Here is a 15,411-nt window from a genome sequence, read left to right on the forward strand (position 1 = left end):
GGACCTCAGACCACGGCCTGTTTCTCTTTTGGAGGATTTTTTGGCTAAGATCGCAAGGATACAATTCAACACAGCAGGCAAGCTCTACGACTTCACCCTCGGCAAGACCACGGTCAAGCCGGGCGACCGGGTCATCGTCGAGACCGAGCGCGGCAAGAGCATAGGGCAGGTCGTTGCCGGCCCCATCGAAGTGGACGACGCGCTGGTGCCGGAAGGAATCAAACCGGTTCAACGCCTGGCGGAGGCCAGCGACCTGGCGACGCTGGCGACCAACACGGCAAAAGAGAAAGAGGCGCACAAGTTCTGCCTGACCCGGATCAAGGAACGGGGCATGGACATGAAGCTGGTGCGGGTCGAGTACCTATTCGACGGCAGCAAGGCGATCTTCTACTTCACGGCCGACGGCCGGGTCGATTTTCGCGAACTGGTCAAGGACTTGGCGCATGCCTTCCACACCAGGATCGAGATGCGCCAGATAGGCGTCAGGGACGAGTCGAAGATGGTCGGCGGCATCGGGATCTGCGGGCGCGAACTCTGCTGCTCCTCCTACCTGCGCGAGTTCGAGCCGGTCTCGGTGAAGATGGCCAAGGAGCAGAACCTGGCGCTCAACCCGAGCAAGATCTCCGGGCAGTGCGGCAGGCTTCTTTGCTGCCTCTCCTACGAGTTCGACACCTACTGCAGCCTGAGAAAGGGGCTCCCCAAGTGCGGCAAAAGGGTCCAGTGCGGCTGCGTCGACGGCGAAGTGGTGAAGGTGAACGTGCTGCAGCAGACCGTCACCGTGAGAAACGTAGACGACACTATGGTCACGCTGAACGGCGACGAGATCAGCCCCGAGAACGTCAGCGACCGCGTCAAGAAACCGCAGGGCAAGGGAGAGCAGCAGCAGGGCGACAAGGGCAAAGGCCCGCAGGGCTCCGGCAAGCAGCGCCGCAACAGGCCCCAGGACGTTAAGGAAAGAAAAAAGGAGAAACCACAATGAAGCCCGCCTACTACGTCACCACCCCCATCTACTACGTAAACGACGTCCCGCACATAGGCCACGCATACACCACGCTTGCCGCGGACGTACTGGCGCGCTACAAGCGGCTCAAGGGCTTCGACGTCTTCTTCCTGACCGGCACCGACGAGCACGGACAGAAGGTGGAGAAGGCTGCCATCGCCGCCGGCGAGACCCCGCTGGAGCTGGCCGACCGCGTCATGAAGCGTTTCCAGTCGCTTTGGGAGAAGCTGGAGATCTCCAACACCGACTTCATCAGGACCACCCAGGAGCGCCACAAGAAAGGCGTTTCGGTGCTCTTCGAGAGGGTGATGGAGAAAGGGGACATCTACCTCGGGGAGTATGAGGACTGGTACTGCACCCCGTGCGAAACCTTCTGGACCGAGACGCAGTTGATCGACTACAAGTGCCCTGACTGCAACAGGCCTACCGAGAAGCTGAAGGAGGAGTCGTACTTCTTCAGGATGAGCAAGTATCAGGACCAGCTTCTGGCCCACATAGAGGCGAACCCGGACTTCATCCAGCCCAAGAGCCGCAGAAACGAGATCATCTCCTTCGTCAAGGAAGGGCTTCGCGACCTCTCCGTCTCCCGCACCACCTTCCAGTGGGGGATCCCGGTCCCGGGCAACGACAAGCACGTGGTCTACGTCTGGTTCGATGCGCTGACGAACTACATCACCGCGCTCGGCTACCCCGACGAGCAAGGGAACTTCGGCAAGTACTGGCCCTGCGACGTGCACCTGATCGGCAAGGACATCCTGCGTTTCCACACCGTCTACTGGCCCACCTTCCTGATGGCGGCCGGGCTCCCGATCCCCAAGAAGGTGTTCGCCCACGGCTGGTGGACCGTCGAAGGGCAGAAGATGAGCAAGAGCCTGCAGAACGTGGTCGAGCCCAACATGCTGGTCGACAAGTACGGGGTGGACGCGGTGCGCTACTTCCTGCTGCGCGAAGTCCCCTTCGGCCTGGACGGCGACTTCTCGCACCAGGCGCTGGTGCACAGGATCAACTCCGATCTCGCCAACGACCTCGGTAACCTCCTGAACCGTTCCACCGCGATGCTGGGGAAATACTTCGGAGGCGTTTTGCAGGCCCCCGGCGAGGAGACCGACCTGGACGCGGCCTACCGCGAGAAAACCGCGGCCATGATCGGCCAGGTGGACGGGTTCATCGAGGACCTAGCCTTCAGCCGCGCGCTGCAGGCGATCTGGGAGGTCATCTCCGCCGGCAACAAGTACATCGACGAGACCGCCCCCTGGACCCTCGCCAAGGACCCGGAAAAAAGGGAGCGCCTGGCGACCGTCATGTACTACATGCTGGAGTCGCAGAGGGTGGTCTACTCGCTTCTCTCCGCCTTCATGCCCAAGACCTCCGAGAAGGGGCTTTGCTGCCTGGGTTGGCCGCAGGCGCCCGACGCCGGCGACCTCGCCTGGGGTGGGCTCAAGCCCGGCACCCCCATAGCCAAGGCCGAGGCGCTCTTCCCGAGGATCGAGGAAAAAGCGGAATAGCAAAACCAGTTCACGCAAAGACGCGAAGACGCAAAGAAAGACAAAAGGCGCTGCACAGGGTCCCCCTTGTGAAGCGCCTTTTTTGCTTTTGCAGTTCTTTGCGCCTTTGCGTCTTTGCGTGAGAGCGGTTTACCCCGTGCCCGGCAGCGGGCGGAGTTCGCCGGGGGCGAACAGGAAGAAGACACGCAGGATGCAGTACTTGTAGAATTCGGAGAAGAGAAGCTTGAAGCTCCCCTTGTGGTTCCACCACTCTTCCTTCAAGTTGCTGGAGTCGACCGGATGGGGATAAATGGCGACGTCCTTGGGGAACGCGTTCCGGAACAGGATGGTGGAGCGCTTCATATGGTAGCGCGAGGTGATCAGCTTGATGGAGCTCACCTTGTGCTTCATGATCATGTCCCGGGCGTAGATGGCGTTCTCCAAGGTGTTCCTCGACGTCTTCTCCAGATAGACGTTCTCAGCGCCTGCTCCCTGGTAAAGCTCGTGCTTTTTCACCAGGGGATCGACCCCGATCAGAAAGAGGAGCTTTCCCTGTCCGGCCCGGTACAGCTTCACCCCCTCCTCGACCCGCCCCCGACCGCCGGTCAAGACCACGATGGCGTCGGCGTGCACGTCGCGCTGAGACAGTGAAAAGGTCTTATAGACGAAGTCCACGAACAAAACACTCAGGACGATCAGTATCAACACCATGAGCGAAAACAGTCCCTTCAATAAAGCCATGATTTAGCACCCGAAAAAAAGCATCGTTCGCCACTTTTTGCTTGCATCGAAAGTGCGACTCTGCTATTAATTACGACTTCAGTAACCACCGGAGGGTAGAAAGAAATGTCCAGAATATGCGAGATTTGCGGTAAAGGCCCTAGCTTCGGGAATAATGTCAGCCACGCTAACAACAAGACCAGCAAAATCTGGCGCCCGAACCTGCAGAAGATCAAGGCCGTTAAAAACGGTACCGTCAGGAGCATCAAGGTCTGCACCCGCTGCATCCGCTCCGGTCACGTCACCAAGGCCCTCTAGTAGATCTTCCGCAAAGCAATTAAAGCCGCGGCGCAGCATGCGTCCGCGGCTTTATTTTTGCCCGCAGGATACATCTAGCCGCAGAGGGCGGTCACCTCGATCTCGACCAGCGCGCCGCGCGGCAGCCCTTTCACCTCGACGGTGACCCGTGCCGGAGCCTCGGCTTCGAAGAAACGGCCGTAGATCCCGTTCACCGTGGCGAAGTCCGCCATGTTGGCTAGGTAGATCACGGTCTTCACCACGTCGCCAAAGTCGACGCCTGCCGCCTGCAAAAGCGCGCCGATGTTCTTCATCACCTGCTCGGTCTCGGCGACGATCCCCCCCTGTACTATCTCCCCAGACACCGGGTCGAGAGCGATGGCGCCGGAAAGAAAGAGAAACCCTCCCGCCTTCACGCCCTGCGAATACGGGCCGATCGCCTTGGGCGCCTGCTCCGTTACGATGATCTCCTTTTTCATGCTATCCCCCTTGCTGCCTTGAATGTTGTTCCTAGCTTCTCAGCCTTTCCACCTTGATGACACCCTTCACCTTCATGATGGCGGCGAACACCTTCTTCAGGTGGTCTAGGTCGGTTACGTCCACCTCGAAGAGGTTCTCGCCCCGCTTGTCGAGGGTGCTCTGGATGGAGGCGCTGGAGATGTTGGCCTCGCAGTTGGTGATGGCGGTGGCGATGTTCGCCAGGATCCCCTTTTCGTCGTTGCAGACGACGCGGATCTTGACCGGAAGCGCGCTCTTTCTCCCCTTGTTCCAGGCCACCTCGATGCGGCGCTCGGGCTCCAGCGCCATGGCGAAGGGGCAGTCCGCAGTGTGGATGGTGACCCCGCGCCCGCGGGTGATGAAGCCGGTGATCTCGTCGCCGGGAAGAGGGTTGCAGCACTTGCCGAAGCGCACCAGCACGTCCTCGACGCCGCTGATCTCGATCGCCGAGGAGGATTTCCCCTTCAGCTTCTCGATCACCTTACCGATGCGCGTTTCCTTCTGCTCCTTCGCGGCATCGAGCTTTTCGGCAGGGATCAGCTTGGAAAGGATCTGGTTCACGGAGAGCTTGCCGTAGCCCACCGACGCCATCAGGTCGTCCTCTGCCACGAAGCCGAACTCCTGGGCCACCTTCTTCAACTCGCCGGTTTTTTGCAGCTTCCCGAAGTTGAGCGAGAAGCGGCGGAACTCCTTCTCACAGATCTCGCGACCCAGCGTGATGCTCCGCATCCGCTCTTCGGTCTTAACCCAGGCCCTGATCTTGTTGCGCGCGCGGGAGCTCTTGACTATCTTCAGCCAGTCCTTGGAGGGGGTGTGGTGCGGCGAGGTAATCACTTCGACGATGTCGCCTGTCTTCAGCTCGTACTTGAGCGGGACCAGCTTGCCGTTCACCTTGGCGCCGACGCAGCGGTGCCCCACGTCGGTGTGGACCGAATAGGCGAAATCTATGGGGGTCGACCCCTTGGGGAACCCCTTCACGTCCCCTTTCGGTGTGAAGATGAAGACGTCCTCGGGGAAGAGCTCGACCTTGACGGTGTCCATGAACTCCTTGGAGTCGTCGAGTTCCTGCTGCCATTCGAGGAGCTGCCTGATCCAGGTGAAGCGCTTGACGTCCTTGTCGTCGTACCCCTTCCCTTCTTTGTACTTCCAGTGTGCCGCGATCCCGGACTCCGCCACGCGGTGCATCTCCACGGTACGGATCTGCACCTCCATGCGTTCGCCGTAAGGGCCGATGACCGTCGTGTGCAGCGACTGGTACATGTTCCCCTTGGGCATGGCGATGTAGTCCTTGAAGCGTCCCGGGATCGGCTTCCAGGTGGAATGAATGATCCCCAACACCTCGTAGCACTCGCGGATGTCCTCCACCGAGACGCGGATGGCGATCAGGTCGTAGATCTCGTCGATGTCGACGTTGCGGCTCTGCATCTTGCGGTAGATGGAGTAGAGGTGCTTGGAGCGCCCGGAGACGTCCCCCTTGATGCCGTGCTCCTCCAACTGTTTCTTGATGATCTCCTTCACCGTCGCGACGTAGGACTCTCGCTCCTGCTTCTTCTTCGCCACCTTGCCGGCCAAATCGTAGTAGAGCTGGGGCTCCAGGTAGCGGAAGGAAAGGTCCTCCAGCTCCCCCTTGACCCAGGAGATCCCGAGCCGGTTGGCGATGGGGGCGTAGATGTCGAGGGTTTCCTTGGCGATGGTGCGCTGCTTGGGCTCGGGCTGGTACTGCAGGGTGCGCATGTTGTGCAGACGGTCGGCGAGTTTCACCAGGATGACCCTGATGTCGGTGGCCATGGCGAGGAGCATCTTGCGGAAGTTCTCCGCCTGGCTCTCCTCCTTGGTCTTGAAGTGGATCTTGCCGATCTTGGTGACGCCGTCGACGAGCCTCGCCACCTCGGCGCCGAAAAGCGACTCCAGCTCCTCGTGCGTGGTCAGGGTGTCCTCGACCGTGTCGTGCAAAAGCCCGGTGACCACGGCAGGGAGGTCCAGGCGCAGGTCCGCCAGTATCCCGGCCACCTCCATGGGGTGGATCAGGTACGGCTCTCCCGAGAGCCTGGTCTGCCCCTGGTGCACCTTGGCACAGAAGACGTAGGCCTTGCGGAGCAGGTCGAGGTCGCAACCGGGATTGTAGGAGGCGACCTTTTCAAGTATGTCGTTGAGTCTTATCATCGCGCCTGTCTTTGCTGAAAAAGAAGGGGCTAGCGGCAGCAGGTCCCGATTCCCCTTTAGCCGTTAGCCCCCAGCTCGTGAAAAAAAGGGAGACCGCGCAGCGAGTCCCCCTTCCTGTCTTTTAACGACCTTTCTTGCCTATTTCACAGCCGATTTTGCCAGCGGCGATCTCCCTCAGGGAGACGACCACGTTCTTGTTGGCGCCCCTGTTGTCGATGAGCGGCCTTGCCCCTTTGAAAAGCTGCTTCACCCTCTTGGAGGCGAGCATGACGAGAAGGAAGCGGTTGTCCACCTTCTCGAGACAATCTTCTACGGTTACCCTTGCCATAATTTGAATCCCCTTTGTGGTTTAACTGTTAGATCTCGAAGGTCGCGGAAAGACCCTGGATGAGTCGGGTGGTTCTGCAGCGCTCGGCTATAAGCACGCTCTTCAGCTGCTCGACAGCCTCGCTGAACCGGTCGTTGACGATGATGTAGTCGTACCAGCGCGCTTCCTTGATCTCGCCGGCGGCGTTGTTGATGCGGCGCTCGATCACCTCCGGGGAGTCGGAGGAGCGGTGGTCGAGGCGGCGGCGCAGCTCCTCGATGTTCGGTGGGAGCACGAAGATGTAAACGCCCCCTTCGAAGCGTCCCTTGAGCTGCCGCGCACCCTGGCAGTCGATATCAAGGATCAGGTCGATCCCGTCGGTGCGGGATTCCTTCAAGGTGGCAAGCGAGGTGCCGTACAGGTTGCCGTGAACCTCGGCCCACTCCGCGAACTCGCCCGCCTCGACCATGCGGTTGAATTCTTCCTTGCCCACAAAAAAATAATCACGCCCGTGCACCTCTCCGGTACGGGGAGGGCGCGTCGTGTGGCTGACAGAATGCCGTAGGTTCGGGAAAATGTCAATTATTTCCTTGCAGAGCGAGGTCTTGCCCGCCCCCGAGGGTGCCGATATCACATACAGTACGCCTTCTCGTTTCATGGTTCTCCATCCGTTTATGCGTTATGCCCGCCGGGAGTTCCCGGCAAGGCCCAAGCCGCTACTCGATGTTCTGCACCTGCTCCCGGATCTTCTCCAGCTCTGCCTTCAGCTCCACCACCAGGGCTGCCATTTGCGCGTCGTTCGCCTTGGAGCCTGTGGTGTTCACCTCGCGGTTGATCTCCTGGAGCAGGAAATCGAGCTTGCGCCCCACCGGCTCGCCGCTATTGAGCGTCTCGTCGAACTGGCGCAGATGGCTCTCCAGGCGCACCAGCTCTTCGGTCACGTCGCACTTGTCGGCCAAAAGGGCGACCTCGACTGCCAGGCGCTCCTCCGGAACATTCCCCTCGGTGAGGAGCTGCCCGATCCTCTCCTTGAGGCGCTGCGCGTACTCCTGCACCACGAGCGGGGAACGCGCCCCCACCTTGGCGATCAGCTGGGCCAGCACCTCGCGCCGCTTCTGGAAATCGGCGTAGAGCGATTCCCCCTCGAAAAGCCGCATCTCGTCCACCCGGCGCAGCGCGTCCTCCAAGGCGACGACAAGCTCCGGCGGGATCTCCTCCAGGGTAGCCTCGGCCTCGGCGGCCACCGTGACCACGTCGCGCTGGCAGGCGATCAGCGAGAGCTTCACCTCCCCTTCCAGCCCCAGCGCCTCCTTGATGCTGGTGAACGCCTTGAGGTAGCCGCGCGCAAGCGGCAGGTTCGCCGTCGGCACCCCGAGCGACACCGCGTTTTCGACCTGGATGAATACGTCGATCTTGCCGCGCACCAGCCTCTCGGCCACCCGCTTCTTGATCTCGTTCTCGAACTGCATCAGCGCGCGCGGGAGCTTTACCGTCACCTCGCCGTAGCGGTGGTTCACGCAGCGCACCTCGACTACGAACCTTCCCCCCTCGTGGGTGGACTCTCCCTTGCCATACCCCGTCATGCTCTTGATCATGCGCTCTCCTTAGTGAAAGCCTTGTACGGCTATTTCTGTTTTTCGAACAGTTTTTTCTCCCAGCGCCAGGCATCCTCGATGATGGTGCGCAGGCTGTTGTAGCGGGGGGTCCAGCCGAGCACGCTGCGGATGCGGTCGGCGACGGCCACCAGATCAGCCGGATCCCCCGGGCGGCGCGGCCCCTCGACTACCTTGAAGTCGACCCCGCTTACCTCCTTGACCACCTTGATCACTTCCCGGACGCTCCCGCCCTGCCCATATCCGACGTTGATGGTGCTCGACGTCCCCCCCTGCTCCAGGTACTTAAGAGCGTAGAGATGGGCGGCGGCGAGATCCTCGATGTGGATATAGTCGCGGATGCCGGTCCCGTCGGGGGTATTGTAGTCGGTGCCGAAGATGGAAACGCTGTCGCGCATCCCCAGAGCCGCCTGGCAGGCGACCTTGATCAGGTGCGTCGCGTCCGGGGTGCGCTGTCCCATCCGCGCCTGCGGATCGGCGCCGGCCACGTTGAAGTAGCGTAGCGCCACGTAGGAAAACCCGTAGGCGAAGGCGGCATCCCTCAGCATCCATTCGCTCATCAGCTTCGAGGTGCCATAGGGGTTGATGGGGACGGTGGGGCTATCCTCGGCGGCATGCCCCCCCTCGGGAATGCCGTAGACGGCGGCGGTGCTGGAGAAGATAAAGCGCTCCACCTGGTTGTCGACGCAGGCCTTGATCAGGTTCAGGGTGTTGCGGGTGTTGTTGGAATAATACTTGAGCGGCAGCAGCACCGATTCCGGTGCTACGATGGCGGCGGCGAAATGCAGCACCGATTTGCACCCGGTTTCCCGCAGCACCTCGCCTATCTTTTTTTCGTCCGCCAGGTCGCCGACTATGAGCCGCTCCCCGTTGATCAAGGCGTCGGCGCTCCCGGTCGAAAGGTTGTCGAAGACAATCACCTCGTGGCCCGCCTCGGAAAGCTGTCTTACTACATGGCTTCCAATGTAGCCAGCCCCACCTGTAACAAGAATCGCACCCATAGATGCCTCCATCGTTTTGGATAATGAAAGAGGGTCTAGCCCTTGGACTAGACCCTCGATACTTCGGCGCTCTCGCCGGCAAGGCCACATGTGCAAACCCGAAGCCACAACCGCAGCGCGGACGGTATCAACAGCCAATAAGGCGAATATTTATAGCATCTACCCACTCCCCGCGCAACGATTAATTCGGTCCAAGAACCGATTGAACCGCCCCCCCTACCGGTCGCAGCATCTGCTATTTCGCATATAGCTCTCGCACACAAAAAGGCCGCATCGTTTGATGCGGCCTTTCCGAGTTCAGGAACCAAAGCGTCACCTTCCGCCACCACCGGTCCCCGCGCCGCCTGCGCCTGCCCCGCCTTCGGTGCCGCCCGGGGTTCCCATGGTCCCGCTCGGGCCGCCGGTAGCAGGTGTGCCGTAGTTGGGCTCGGTAGTGTTAGTGGTCCCGGTAGTTGCCCGGCGCGTCGATTTCTTCGACTTCTTGCTTCTTTTCTTTTTCTTCTTCTTGGTAGTGTCCTGGGTCTTGGTCTTGTCCCCCGCCGCACCCGCGGTCGGGACGTCATAGGGTGGTTGGCCTTTGGTGTCCATGGTTTCCGCCGGCACGCTGGGACTATCTACGGCCGAGACAATACCAGCAAACGACACGGCAACCAGGGCACTAACAATGATGGACAGCACTCTTTTCATGATGAGCCTCCCCTTGTTTATTAAACAACCGCCCCACTATATCATGAAATTAAAAAATGCAAATTTTTACCCGATTTTTTCCCGCGCACCGTTGAACCCCACTCACCACAGAGGTACACAGAGGAGAACCAAGGCCAAAGCTGACGTTTTCAGTTTTGCCTGTACTGTATTTCGTTTTTGATTCTCCTCTGTGGTGGAGCTTTTGTCTGCGTCACGCCCTCGAAGTGGAGCAGCGGCAGCGCCCCGACACCTTGACACGTCGAAAACAATGGTTATATTTCTCTAACCAAAAATCAAACAAAGGAGGAAAAGCGTTGAAGACCCCGAAGCCGCTCGACCTAGTGATCGACCAGTACCAGATTCTTATGACAAAGCTAAAGTCAACCCGCGACGTTCAGGAGAAGAACAAGCTCTTCCGCAGACTGGCCAACCTTCTTGCCGTGATGGAATTTCTCCTCACAGTTAACAAATCTTCTTAAGACAGAGATCCTGACATGAAGATGGTGCTATAATCCTGCCTGTCACAGTATCGGCACTTACATGAAAGGCGAAGGTCATGGCCCGCACCATTCCAAGCACAGGCGAACCAGATTCCATTCGGACCTGGTTCGCCTCCCGCACCATACTTACCGCAGCCGCAAAACTCTTTTTCGCCAACTGGAAGCAAGTATCGAAGACGCTGGAGGAGGAACAACTCCACGACCTGCGCGTCGCCTCACGCCGCCTGCGGGAGGCACTGGCACTCTTCGAACCCTGCTCTCCCTCGGATGCAGCGAGCAAGCTGTCAAAGCGGGTCAGAAAGGTGACCCGGATGCTGGGCCCGATACGCAATGCCGACGAGGCCCATCTCTTTTTCCTTGAACTAAAGCAAAGCAGGCCACAGACCGACACGGCGGTGCTGGACGAGCTTTTGCGCGCACTTGAGCAGGAGCGCGAGCTAGCGCGCAGCCAACTCGCCGCGACCTTGCGCCACCCCCGCGAGCGCAGGCAGACCACCACGCTGCTGGACGCTCTGCACGACCGGCTCAACCTCTTCCGGGGCCAGAAGGCAAATCCCTTCCTCGACTTCCGCACCTTCGCGGAGGGGGCGCTCACGGAGCGCGCCGAAACTCTCGCGCTACTCCTCCCGGCGGCGGCCATTGAAGGAGATCCCGCAGCACAGCACAGGCTGAGGATTGCGGTGAAGAAGATGCGTTACCGGGTGGAGCTCATGGAACCGCAGCTGCCATCGGCGGGTGCCTTGAGGGACAAGCTGAAGAGCCACCAGGAGGTGCTCGGGAAACTGCACGACCTGGACGTTTTTACCGGGATGGTGCGGGAAAGGATGGCCGAGGGGTCGGCCAAGGAGAAACTGCTGGACGTAATGGAGCAGCTAAGGCATGAGCTTTTCAAACGGTTTATGGAGCAGCTCCAGGCGATGCCATTGGCGGCGGTGCCGGAAGAGGTCAGACTTCTCTTTCCTCGACGCCCCCAGCCAGATCCAGCAGGCAGCCGGCAGTCGCGCGGCAGACCTTTTCCGCGAAGGAAAGGTTGAGGGTGTCGAGCGTGTCGCTCGGCTCGTGGTAGTTGGGATTTCTGAAATTTGTCGTGTCGGTCAGCATCACCGCGGGGAAACCGAGGTCCCAGAAGGGGGCATGATCCGACCTCCTGGTGTCGCGGAACATCTCCCCGTTGCCCGGAACCGCCAGGGGAACTAACGGAAGAGCGGCGCCATGGCGCTTGATCGCCTGGGAAAACCCCTGCAGCAGCGCCTTTGAGTTTTCGTTGCCGATCGCGGCGAGGAAGTTCCCCTGAGAAGGCACCTCCAGCGGCAGCCCCGCCGGCACGGTCTGCAAGGCGGAGTCGGATGCGAAGGCGACCGATTCCAGCACCAGCACCCCCTCGATATCCCACCCTTCCTCTTTGGCCCGGGCAGCGAGCGCCCGGCTCCCCCTGAGTCCGCTGCCTGAAACCTCTTCGTCGGCATTTTCCTCCAGGTTCACCGCCACGAACTGGACCGTCTTTTCCATGGAGAGCCCGCTCAAAACAGTGGCTATCTCCAGGAGAACCGCCACACCGCTTGCGTTGTCGTCGGCCCCGGGGGAGTTGGAAACGGTATCGTAATGAGCCAGCACCAGCAGCCGGCGCCTGGGAAAAAGCCTGCCGCGCCGGGTAGCAATCACGTTGCTGAACTCGCTGCCGTTGTCGAGGAACAGGTGCTGTTCGATGCTGTACCCCAAGGCTTTCAGGTTGTCGCTTACATAAGCCCGCGCGCGCTCCAGGGCGGCCGGGGCCGCCACCGGGTGCCTCACCCCTTCCAGCACCTCGATGTGCTTTCTTATCCGTTCCACCGAGATCTTCGCCAACGCCTGCCGAACCAGTTCCATCCTCGCTCCTTACGCCTATCTGCCTTTACTTTCCCTGCGCCTTAAGTTGCTGCTCCAGTTGCCGGATCCGCTCCTCGTCCTTTTGCACCTCTTCCAGTTTCCTCAAGTAAGCGATGCGGGCGGGAATGGGGGACGAGAGCGGCGATCTGTTGACGTAGGGGTTGTCCTCGAAGGTCGCTTTACCATCGGCTCGCTTCTTCTCGAATTCCTTTATCTCTTTCTGAGAAGGGTTGCGCCCCTTGGCCAGTTGCCACTTGCGACGCAGGCGGGCCAGTTCGGCCTGCTTCGCCGCCAGGTCCTCTCTGAGCTTGTTCAACTCCGCGCTCGCGTGATCCCCCTCAGGAGATGTGGGCGCGGGCGCTGCCGCGGGAGCACCCTCCCCTTTAATTGCGGGTGGTGTCGGGGAGGCAGTTTTCTTTTCCCCGGCGACCGATTGAATCTCCCTCGCCCGATTCAGGTACTTCTCCGGCACGCGGTCGGCATCGTCGGTGAAATGGGTCACGCCCTGGTCGTCGCGCCACTGGTAACTCGCAGCAGGGGCGAGGGCCGGCGTCAAAAATGCGAGAAGCAGGGTACTAATCACGAGATGTCGCATATGTCCCCCAAGAAACGAACCGTCAGCCACGGAGAAAATCCAAGAACATCAAAGTCAAAGCGACGCTTCCGGTACAAGGTTCGCCTGACCGGCATCCGAGGCAGGGACGATAATATGCATATCGTCGAAATTGTCAATTTTCTTTTAAATACTCTCATGGGTTGCGCCGCATTCTGGCGCAAAGAAGCCAGACGTAAAAAAGGCCGGGAAGTGTCTCCCCGGCCTTCGTCGCAAGCCCCCTCCCCCCTTGCGGGGGAGGGTTGGGGTGGGGGGTAAAAGCGCCATGTACGACTTCGTTGGCAGCTTCACCCACCCCCCGGCCCCCTCCCGTCAAAGGAGGGGGGAGAGGATCGTTCCCCGGTCAGGAAGGATCCTTCGCGGGGACCGCCAATAGCGCCTCCCGCATCAGGTCCGAGACCTTCATGTTGGTCTGTTTCGACAGGTGTTCCAGGGTCTCGCGGTCTTCATGGGTTACCCGTACCGAGACCACATGGTAGCGTACGTTCTCCTTCTTCTTCTTTCTCATACGCACTCCCCATTGCCACCTCGCCGTGGCAGTAAGTACTTACGGCTTGTAGACCTGCAGCAGCGCCTGGGCCATCTCCGCCGGGCTGTCGGCAACGCTGATGCCGCATTCCCTCAAGACAGCTACCTTCTCGGTCGCGGTCCCCTTGCCGCCGGAGATGATGGCGCCGGCATGCCCCATCCTTTTACCCGGGGGAGCGGTGACGCCGGCGATGTAGGCCGCCACCGGCTTTTTCATATTCTCCTTCACGAAGCGCGCGGCCTCCTCCTCGGCGTTCCCCCCGATCTCCCCGATCATGATCACCGCATCGGTGTCGGGATCCGCCTCGAAGAGCCTCAAGCAGTCGATATGGCTCGTGCCGTTCACCGGGTCGCCGCCGATGCCGACGCAGGTGGATTGCCCGAGCCCGATGGAGGTGAGCTGCCATACCGCCTCGTAGGTGAGGGTGCCGGAGCGCGACACGACGCCGATCCTGCCGGGCTTGTGGATGTAACCGGGCATGATGCCGATCTTGCACTGGCCGGGAGTGATCACCCCGGGGCAGTTGGGTCCCACCAGGCGGGTCCTCTTCCCCACCAGGTACTGCTTCACCTTCACCATGTCTAGAACCGGTATCCCTTCGGTGATGCAGCAGACCAGTTCAACGCCGGCGTCGACCGCCTCCATGATGGAGTCCGCAGCGAAGGGGGGCGGTACGTAGATGACGGACGCGGTGGCGCCGGTCTCGTGAACCGCTTCGGCTACCGTATCGAATACCGGGAAACCGTCTATGACCGTCCCCCCCTTCCCCGGCGTTACCCCACCGACCATCTGCGTTCCGTACTCGCGCGCCCCTTGGGCGTGGAAGAGCCCCGTGGCGCCGGTGATCCCCTGGGTGATGACCCTGGTTTCCTTGTTGATCATTATGCTCATGGTCATCCCCCCCTAGGCTTGGGCCGCTACGGCCCGCACTATTTTCTGCGCCCCGTCGGCCATGCCGTCGGCAGCTACTATGTTCAGCCCGCTTTCAGCCAGAAGCCGCTTGCCCAACTCCACGTTGGTCCCTTCCAGCCTGACCACGAGAGGCACCTGGATGCCGACCTGCCGCGCCGCTTCGATGACCCCGGTAGCGATGACGTCGCACTTCATGATCCCGCCGAAGATGTTGACCAGGATCCCCTTCACGTTTTTATCCGACAGGATGATCTTGAAGGCCTCGGTGACGCGCTCGATGGTGGCCCCGCCCCCGACATCCAGGAAGTTCGCCGGGTCGCCGCCGTAGTGCTTGATGATGTCCATGGTGGCCATGGCGAGGCCGGCGCCGTTGACAAGGCAGCCGATGTTGCCGGTAAGGGAGATGTAGGAGAGGTCGTGCTGGGATGCCTCGATCTCGTTCGCGTCCTCCTCGTCGAAGTCCCGCATGTCGCCTATCTGCAGGTGGCGGAAGAGCGCGTTATCGTCGAAGCCGAATTTCGCGTCCAGCGCGATCAGTTCCCCTTCGGCCGTGACGACCAAGGGGTTTATCTCCAAGAGCGAACAGTCGGTAGCGATGAAGGTGTTGTAGAGGGAGGTGAAAACCTTAACGGCCTTCCCCGTGAGCTTCCCCCTGAGCCCCAAGCTGAAGGCGATCTTGCGGCACTGGAAGGGAGTCAGCCCCACCAGCGGATCGACCGCCTCGGTGAAGATCTTCTCCGGGGTCTTCGCGGCCACCTCTTCGATGTCCATCCCCCCCTCGGTGGAGGCCATGACCGTGACGCGTGAAGTGGCGCGGTCCACCAAGAGGCTCACGTACAGTTCGCTGCCGATGTTGCAGCCGCACTCGACCAGGACCCGGTGCACCACCTTCCCTTCCGGCCCGGTCTGGTGCGTCCTGAGGGTCATGCCGAGCATGTCGCGGGCGATCATCTGCACCTCGCTCGAGGTGCGCGCCAATTTGACGCCTCCCCCCTTGCCGCGGCCCCCGGCATGGATCTGGGCCTTGACCACCCAAGGTCCCTCGCCGAGCCGCTTGGCCCATTCCCTGGCACTGGCACCGTTGTAGCACACGTGGCCATCCGGAACCGGCACCCCGAACTTGCGCAGAATTGCTTTAGCCTGGTACTCGTGGACGTTCATACTCCCTCCTTAAAGATCGGGTTCTGACATATCACCAGCAAACTGCCAACAGCATTAACC

General features: G+C 60.6%; 18 protein-coding genes. 5 read left to right on the forward strand and 13 right to left on the reverse strand.

Annotation, left to right across the window (positions count from 1 at the left end):
• Positions 1 to 40: 40 nt before the first annotated feature.
• Complete coding sequence (locus GBEM_RS16005) at positions 41 to 979, forward strand: PSP1 domain-containing protein (protein WP_012531637.1); 939 nt, start codon at positions 41 to 43, stop codon at positions 977 to 979.
• Positions 976 to 2,505: a methionine--tRNA ligase gene (gene metG, locus GBEM_RS16010; protein ID WP_012531638.1), complete on the forward strand. Its 1,530-nt coding sequence runs from the start codon at positions 976 to 978 to the stop codon at positions 2,503 to 2,505. The genes GBEM_RS16005 and metG overlap by 4 nt, the downstream gene beginning before the upstream one ends.
• Before the next feature lie 129 nt (positions 2,506 to 2,634).
• On the opposite strand, the gene GBEM_RS16015 is transcribed toward metG, so the two are convergent.
• Positions 2,635 to 3,225, reverse strand: coding sequence for a YdcF family protein (locus GBEM_RS16015; protein ID WP_012531639.1), 591 nt, complete (start codon positions 3,223 to 3,225; stop codon positions 2,635 to 2,637).
• Between the two features lie 105 nt (positions 3,226 to 3,330).
• Between GBEM_RS16015 and rpmB the strand changes: the two genes are divergently transcribed.
• Entirely contained in the window at positions 3,331 to 3,522 is a 192-nt protein-coding gene (gene rpmB, locus GBEM_RS16020) for a 50S ribosomal protein L28 (RefSeq protein ID WP_012531640.1), read from the forward strand.
• A 74-nt stretch (positions 3,523 to 3,596) separates the two neighbouring features.
• On the opposite strand, the gene GBEM_RS16025 is transcribed toward rpmB, so the two are convergent.
• The 7 genes from GBEM_RS16025 to GBEM_RS16055 form a co-directional block, all read right to left on the reverse strand.
• Positions 3,597 to 3,980 carry a RidA family protein gene (locus tag GBEM_RS16025; RefSeq protein WP_012531641.1) on the reverse strand — a complete coding sequence of 128 codons (384 nt, stop codon included), beginning with the start codon at positions 3,978 to 3,980 and terminating at the stop codon, positions 3,597 to 3,599.
• A gap of 31 nt (positions 3,981 to 4,011) precedes the next feature.
• Positions 4,012 to 6,162, reverse strand: coding sequence for a RelA/SpoT family protein (locus GBEM_RS16030; protein WP_012531642.1), 2,151 nt, complete (start codon positions 6,160 to 6,162; stop codon positions 4,012 to 4,014).
• A gap of 121 nt (positions 6,163 to 6,283) precedes the next feature.
• On the reverse strand, positions 6,284 to 6,490 hold the full coding sequence (gene rpoZ / locus GBEM_RS16035) for a DNA-directed RNA polymerase subunit omega (protein ID WP_012531643.1): 207 nt from the start codon (positions 6,488 to 6,490) through the stop codon (positions 6,284 to 6,286).
• A 28-nt stretch (positions 6,491 to 6,518) separates the two neighbouring features.
• Entirely contained in the window at positions 6,519 to 7,127 is a 609-nt protein-coding gene (gmk, locus tag GBEM_RS16040; protein ID WP_012531644.1) for a guanylate kinase, read from the reverse strand.
• Positions 7,128 to 7,185: 58 nt separating this feature from the next.
• Positions 7,186 to 8,064, reverse strand: coding sequence for a YicC/YloC family endoribonuclease (locus GBEM_RS16045; RefSeq protein ID WP_012531645.1), 879 nt, complete (start codon positions 8,062 to 8,064; stop codon positions 7,186 to 7,188).
• Positions 8,065 to 8,093: 29 nt separating this feature from the next.
• Positions 8,094 to 9,083, reverse strand: a complete 990-nt coding sequence (gene galE / locus GBEM_RS16050; RefSeq protein ID WP_012531646.1) for a UDP-glucose 4-epimerase GalE — start codon at positions 9,081 to 9,083, stop codon at positions 8,094 to 8,096.
• A 312-nt stretch (positions 9,084 to 9,395) separates the two neighbouring features.
• Positions 9,396 to 9,770, reverse strand: coding sequence for a hypothetical protein (locus GBEM_RS16055; RefSeq protein ID WP_012531647.1), 375 nt, complete (start codon positions 9,768 to 9,770; stop codon positions 9,396 to 9,398).
• Positions 9,771 to 10,084: 314 nt separating this feature from the next.
• On the opposite strand from GBEM_RS16055, the gene GBEM_RS21530 reads away from it, so the two are divergent.
• Both GBEM_RS21530 and GBEM_RS16060 read left to right on the forward strand, forming a co-directional pair.
• Positions 10,085 to 10,249, forward strand: coding sequence for a hypothetical protein (locus GBEM_RS21530; RefSeq protein ID WP_012531648.1), 165 nt, complete (start codon positions 10,085 to 10,087; stop codon positions 10,247 to 10,249).
• A gap of 77 nt (positions 10,250 to 10,326) precedes the next feature.
• A complete protein-coding gene (locus tag GBEM_RS16060; RefSeq protein ID WP_012531649.1) occupies positions 10,327 to 11,304 on the forward strand; it encodes a CHAD domain-containing protein in 978 nt (325 codons plus the stop codon).
• Here the strand turns inward: GBEM_RS16060 and GBEM_RS16065 are convergent.
• From GBEM_RS16065 to sucC, 5 genes are all read right to left on the reverse strand, one after another.
• The gene (locus GBEM_RS16065; RefSeq protein WP_012531650.1) at positions 11,216 to 12,136 is read right to left on the reverse strand and encodes a M28 family peptidase; all 921 of its coding nucleotides are present in this window, start codon (positions 12,134 to 12,136) and stop codon (positions 11,216 to 11,218) included. The genes GBEM_RS16060 and GBEM_RS16065 overlap by 89 nt on opposite strands.
• A 25-nt stretch (positions 12,137 to 12,161) precedes the next feature.
• Entirely contained in the window at positions 12,162 to 12,731 is a 570-nt protein-coding gene (locus tag GBEM_RS16070; RefSeq protein ID WP_012531651.1) for a DUF4124 domain-containing protein, read from the reverse strand.
• Between the two features lie 361 nt (positions 12,732 to 13,092).
• Positions 13,093 to 13,257 (reverse strand): DUF6290 family protein, encoded by a 165-nt coding sequence (locus GBEM_RS16075; RefSeq protein ID WP_012531652.1) that lies wholly within the window; start codon positions 13,255 to 13,257, stop codon positions 13,093 to 13,095.
• Between the two features lie 39 nt (positions 13,258 to 13,296).
• On the reverse strand, positions 13,297 to 14,169 hold the full coding sequence (gene sucD, locus GBEM_RS16080; protein ID WP_012531653.1) for a succinate--CoA ligase subunit alpha: 873 nt from the start codon (positions 14,167 to 14,169) through the stop codon (positions 13,297 to 13,299).
• Positions 14,170 to 14,181: 12 nt separating this feature from the next.
• Complete coding sequence (gene sucC / locus GBEM_RS16085) at positions 14,182 to 15,351, reverse strand: ADP-forming succinate--CoA ligase subunit beta (RefSeq protein ID WP_012531654.1); 1,170 nt, start codon at positions 15,349 to 15,351, stop codon at positions 14,182 to 14,184.
• Positions 15,352 to 15,411: the final 60 nt, after the last annotated feature.

This window comes from Citrifermentans bemidjiense Bem, from assembly GCF_000020725.1.
Lineage (GTDB): Bacteria > Desulfobacterota > Desulfuromonadia > Geobacterales > Geobacteraceae > Geomonas > Geomonas bemidjiensis.

Excerpts from the sequence above, each read along its gene's own strand:
- sucC (WP_012531654.1), bottom strand. The coding sequence starts at position 15,351 with ATGAACGTCCACGAGTACCAGGCTAAAGCAATTCTGCGCAAGTTCGGG.
- GBEM_RS16075 (WP_012531652.1), bottom strand. The coding sequence starts at position 13,257 with ATGAGAAAGAAGAAGAAGGAGAACGTACGCTACCATGTGGTCTCGGTA.
- GBEM_RS16055 (WP_012531647.1), bottom strand. The coding sequence starts at position 9,770 with ATGAAAAGAGTGCTGTCCATCATTGTTAGTGCCCTGGTTGCCGTGTCG.
- GBEM_RS16065 (WP_012531650.1), bottom strand. The coding sequence starts at position 12,136 with ATGGAACTGGTTCGGCAGGCGTTGGCGAAGATCTCGGTGGAACGGATA.
- metG (WP_012531638.1), top strand. The coding sequence starts at position 976 with ATGAAGCCCGCCTACTACGTCACCACCCCCATCTACTACGTAAACGAC.
- GBEM_RS16030 (WP_012531642.1), bottom strand. The coding sequence starts at position 6,162 with ATGATAAGACTCAACGACATACTTGAAAAGGTCGCCTCCTACAATCCC.
- GBEM_RS16070 (WP_012531651.1), bottom strand. The coding sequence starts at position 12,731 with ATGCGACATCTCGTGATTAGTACCCTGCTTCTCGCATTTTTGACGCCG.
- rpmB (WP_012531640.1), top strand. The coding sequence starts at position 3,331 with ATGTCCAGAATATGCGAGATTTGCGGTAAAGGCCCTAGCTTCGGGAAT.
- GBEM_RS16060 (WP_012531649.1), top strand. The coding sequence starts at position 10,327 with ATGGCCCGCACCATTCCAAGCACAGGCGAACCAGATTCCATTCGGACC.
- sucD (WP_012531653.1), bottom strand. The coding sequence starts at position 14,169 with ATGAGCATAATGATCAACAAGGAAACCAGGGTCATCACCCAGGGGATC.
- GBEM_RS16045 (WP_012531645.1), bottom strand. The coding sequence starts at position 8,064 with ATGATCAAGAGCATGACGGGGTATGGCAAGGGAGAGTCCACCCACGAG.
- GBEM_RS16025 (WP_012531641.1), bottom strand. The coding sequence starts at position 3,980 with ATGAAAAAGGAGATCATCGTAACGGAGCAGGCGCCCAAGGCGATCGGC.
- gmk (WP_012531644.1), bottom strand. The coding sequence starts at position 7,127 with ATGAAACGAGAAGGCGTACTGTATGTGATATCGGCACCCTCGGGGGCG.
- rpoZ (WP_012531643.1), bottom strand. The coding sequence starts at position 6,490 with ATGGCAAGGGTAACCGTAGAAGATTGTCTCGAGAAGGTGGACAACCGC.
- galE (WP_012531646.1), bottom strand. The coding sequence starts at position 9,083 with ATGGGTGCGATTCTTGTTACAGGTGGGGCTGGCTACATTGGAAGCCAT.
- GBEM_RS16015 (WP_012531639.1), bottom strand. The coding sequence starts at position 3,225 with ATGGCTTTATTGAAGGGACTGTTTTCGCTCATGGTGTTGATACTGATC.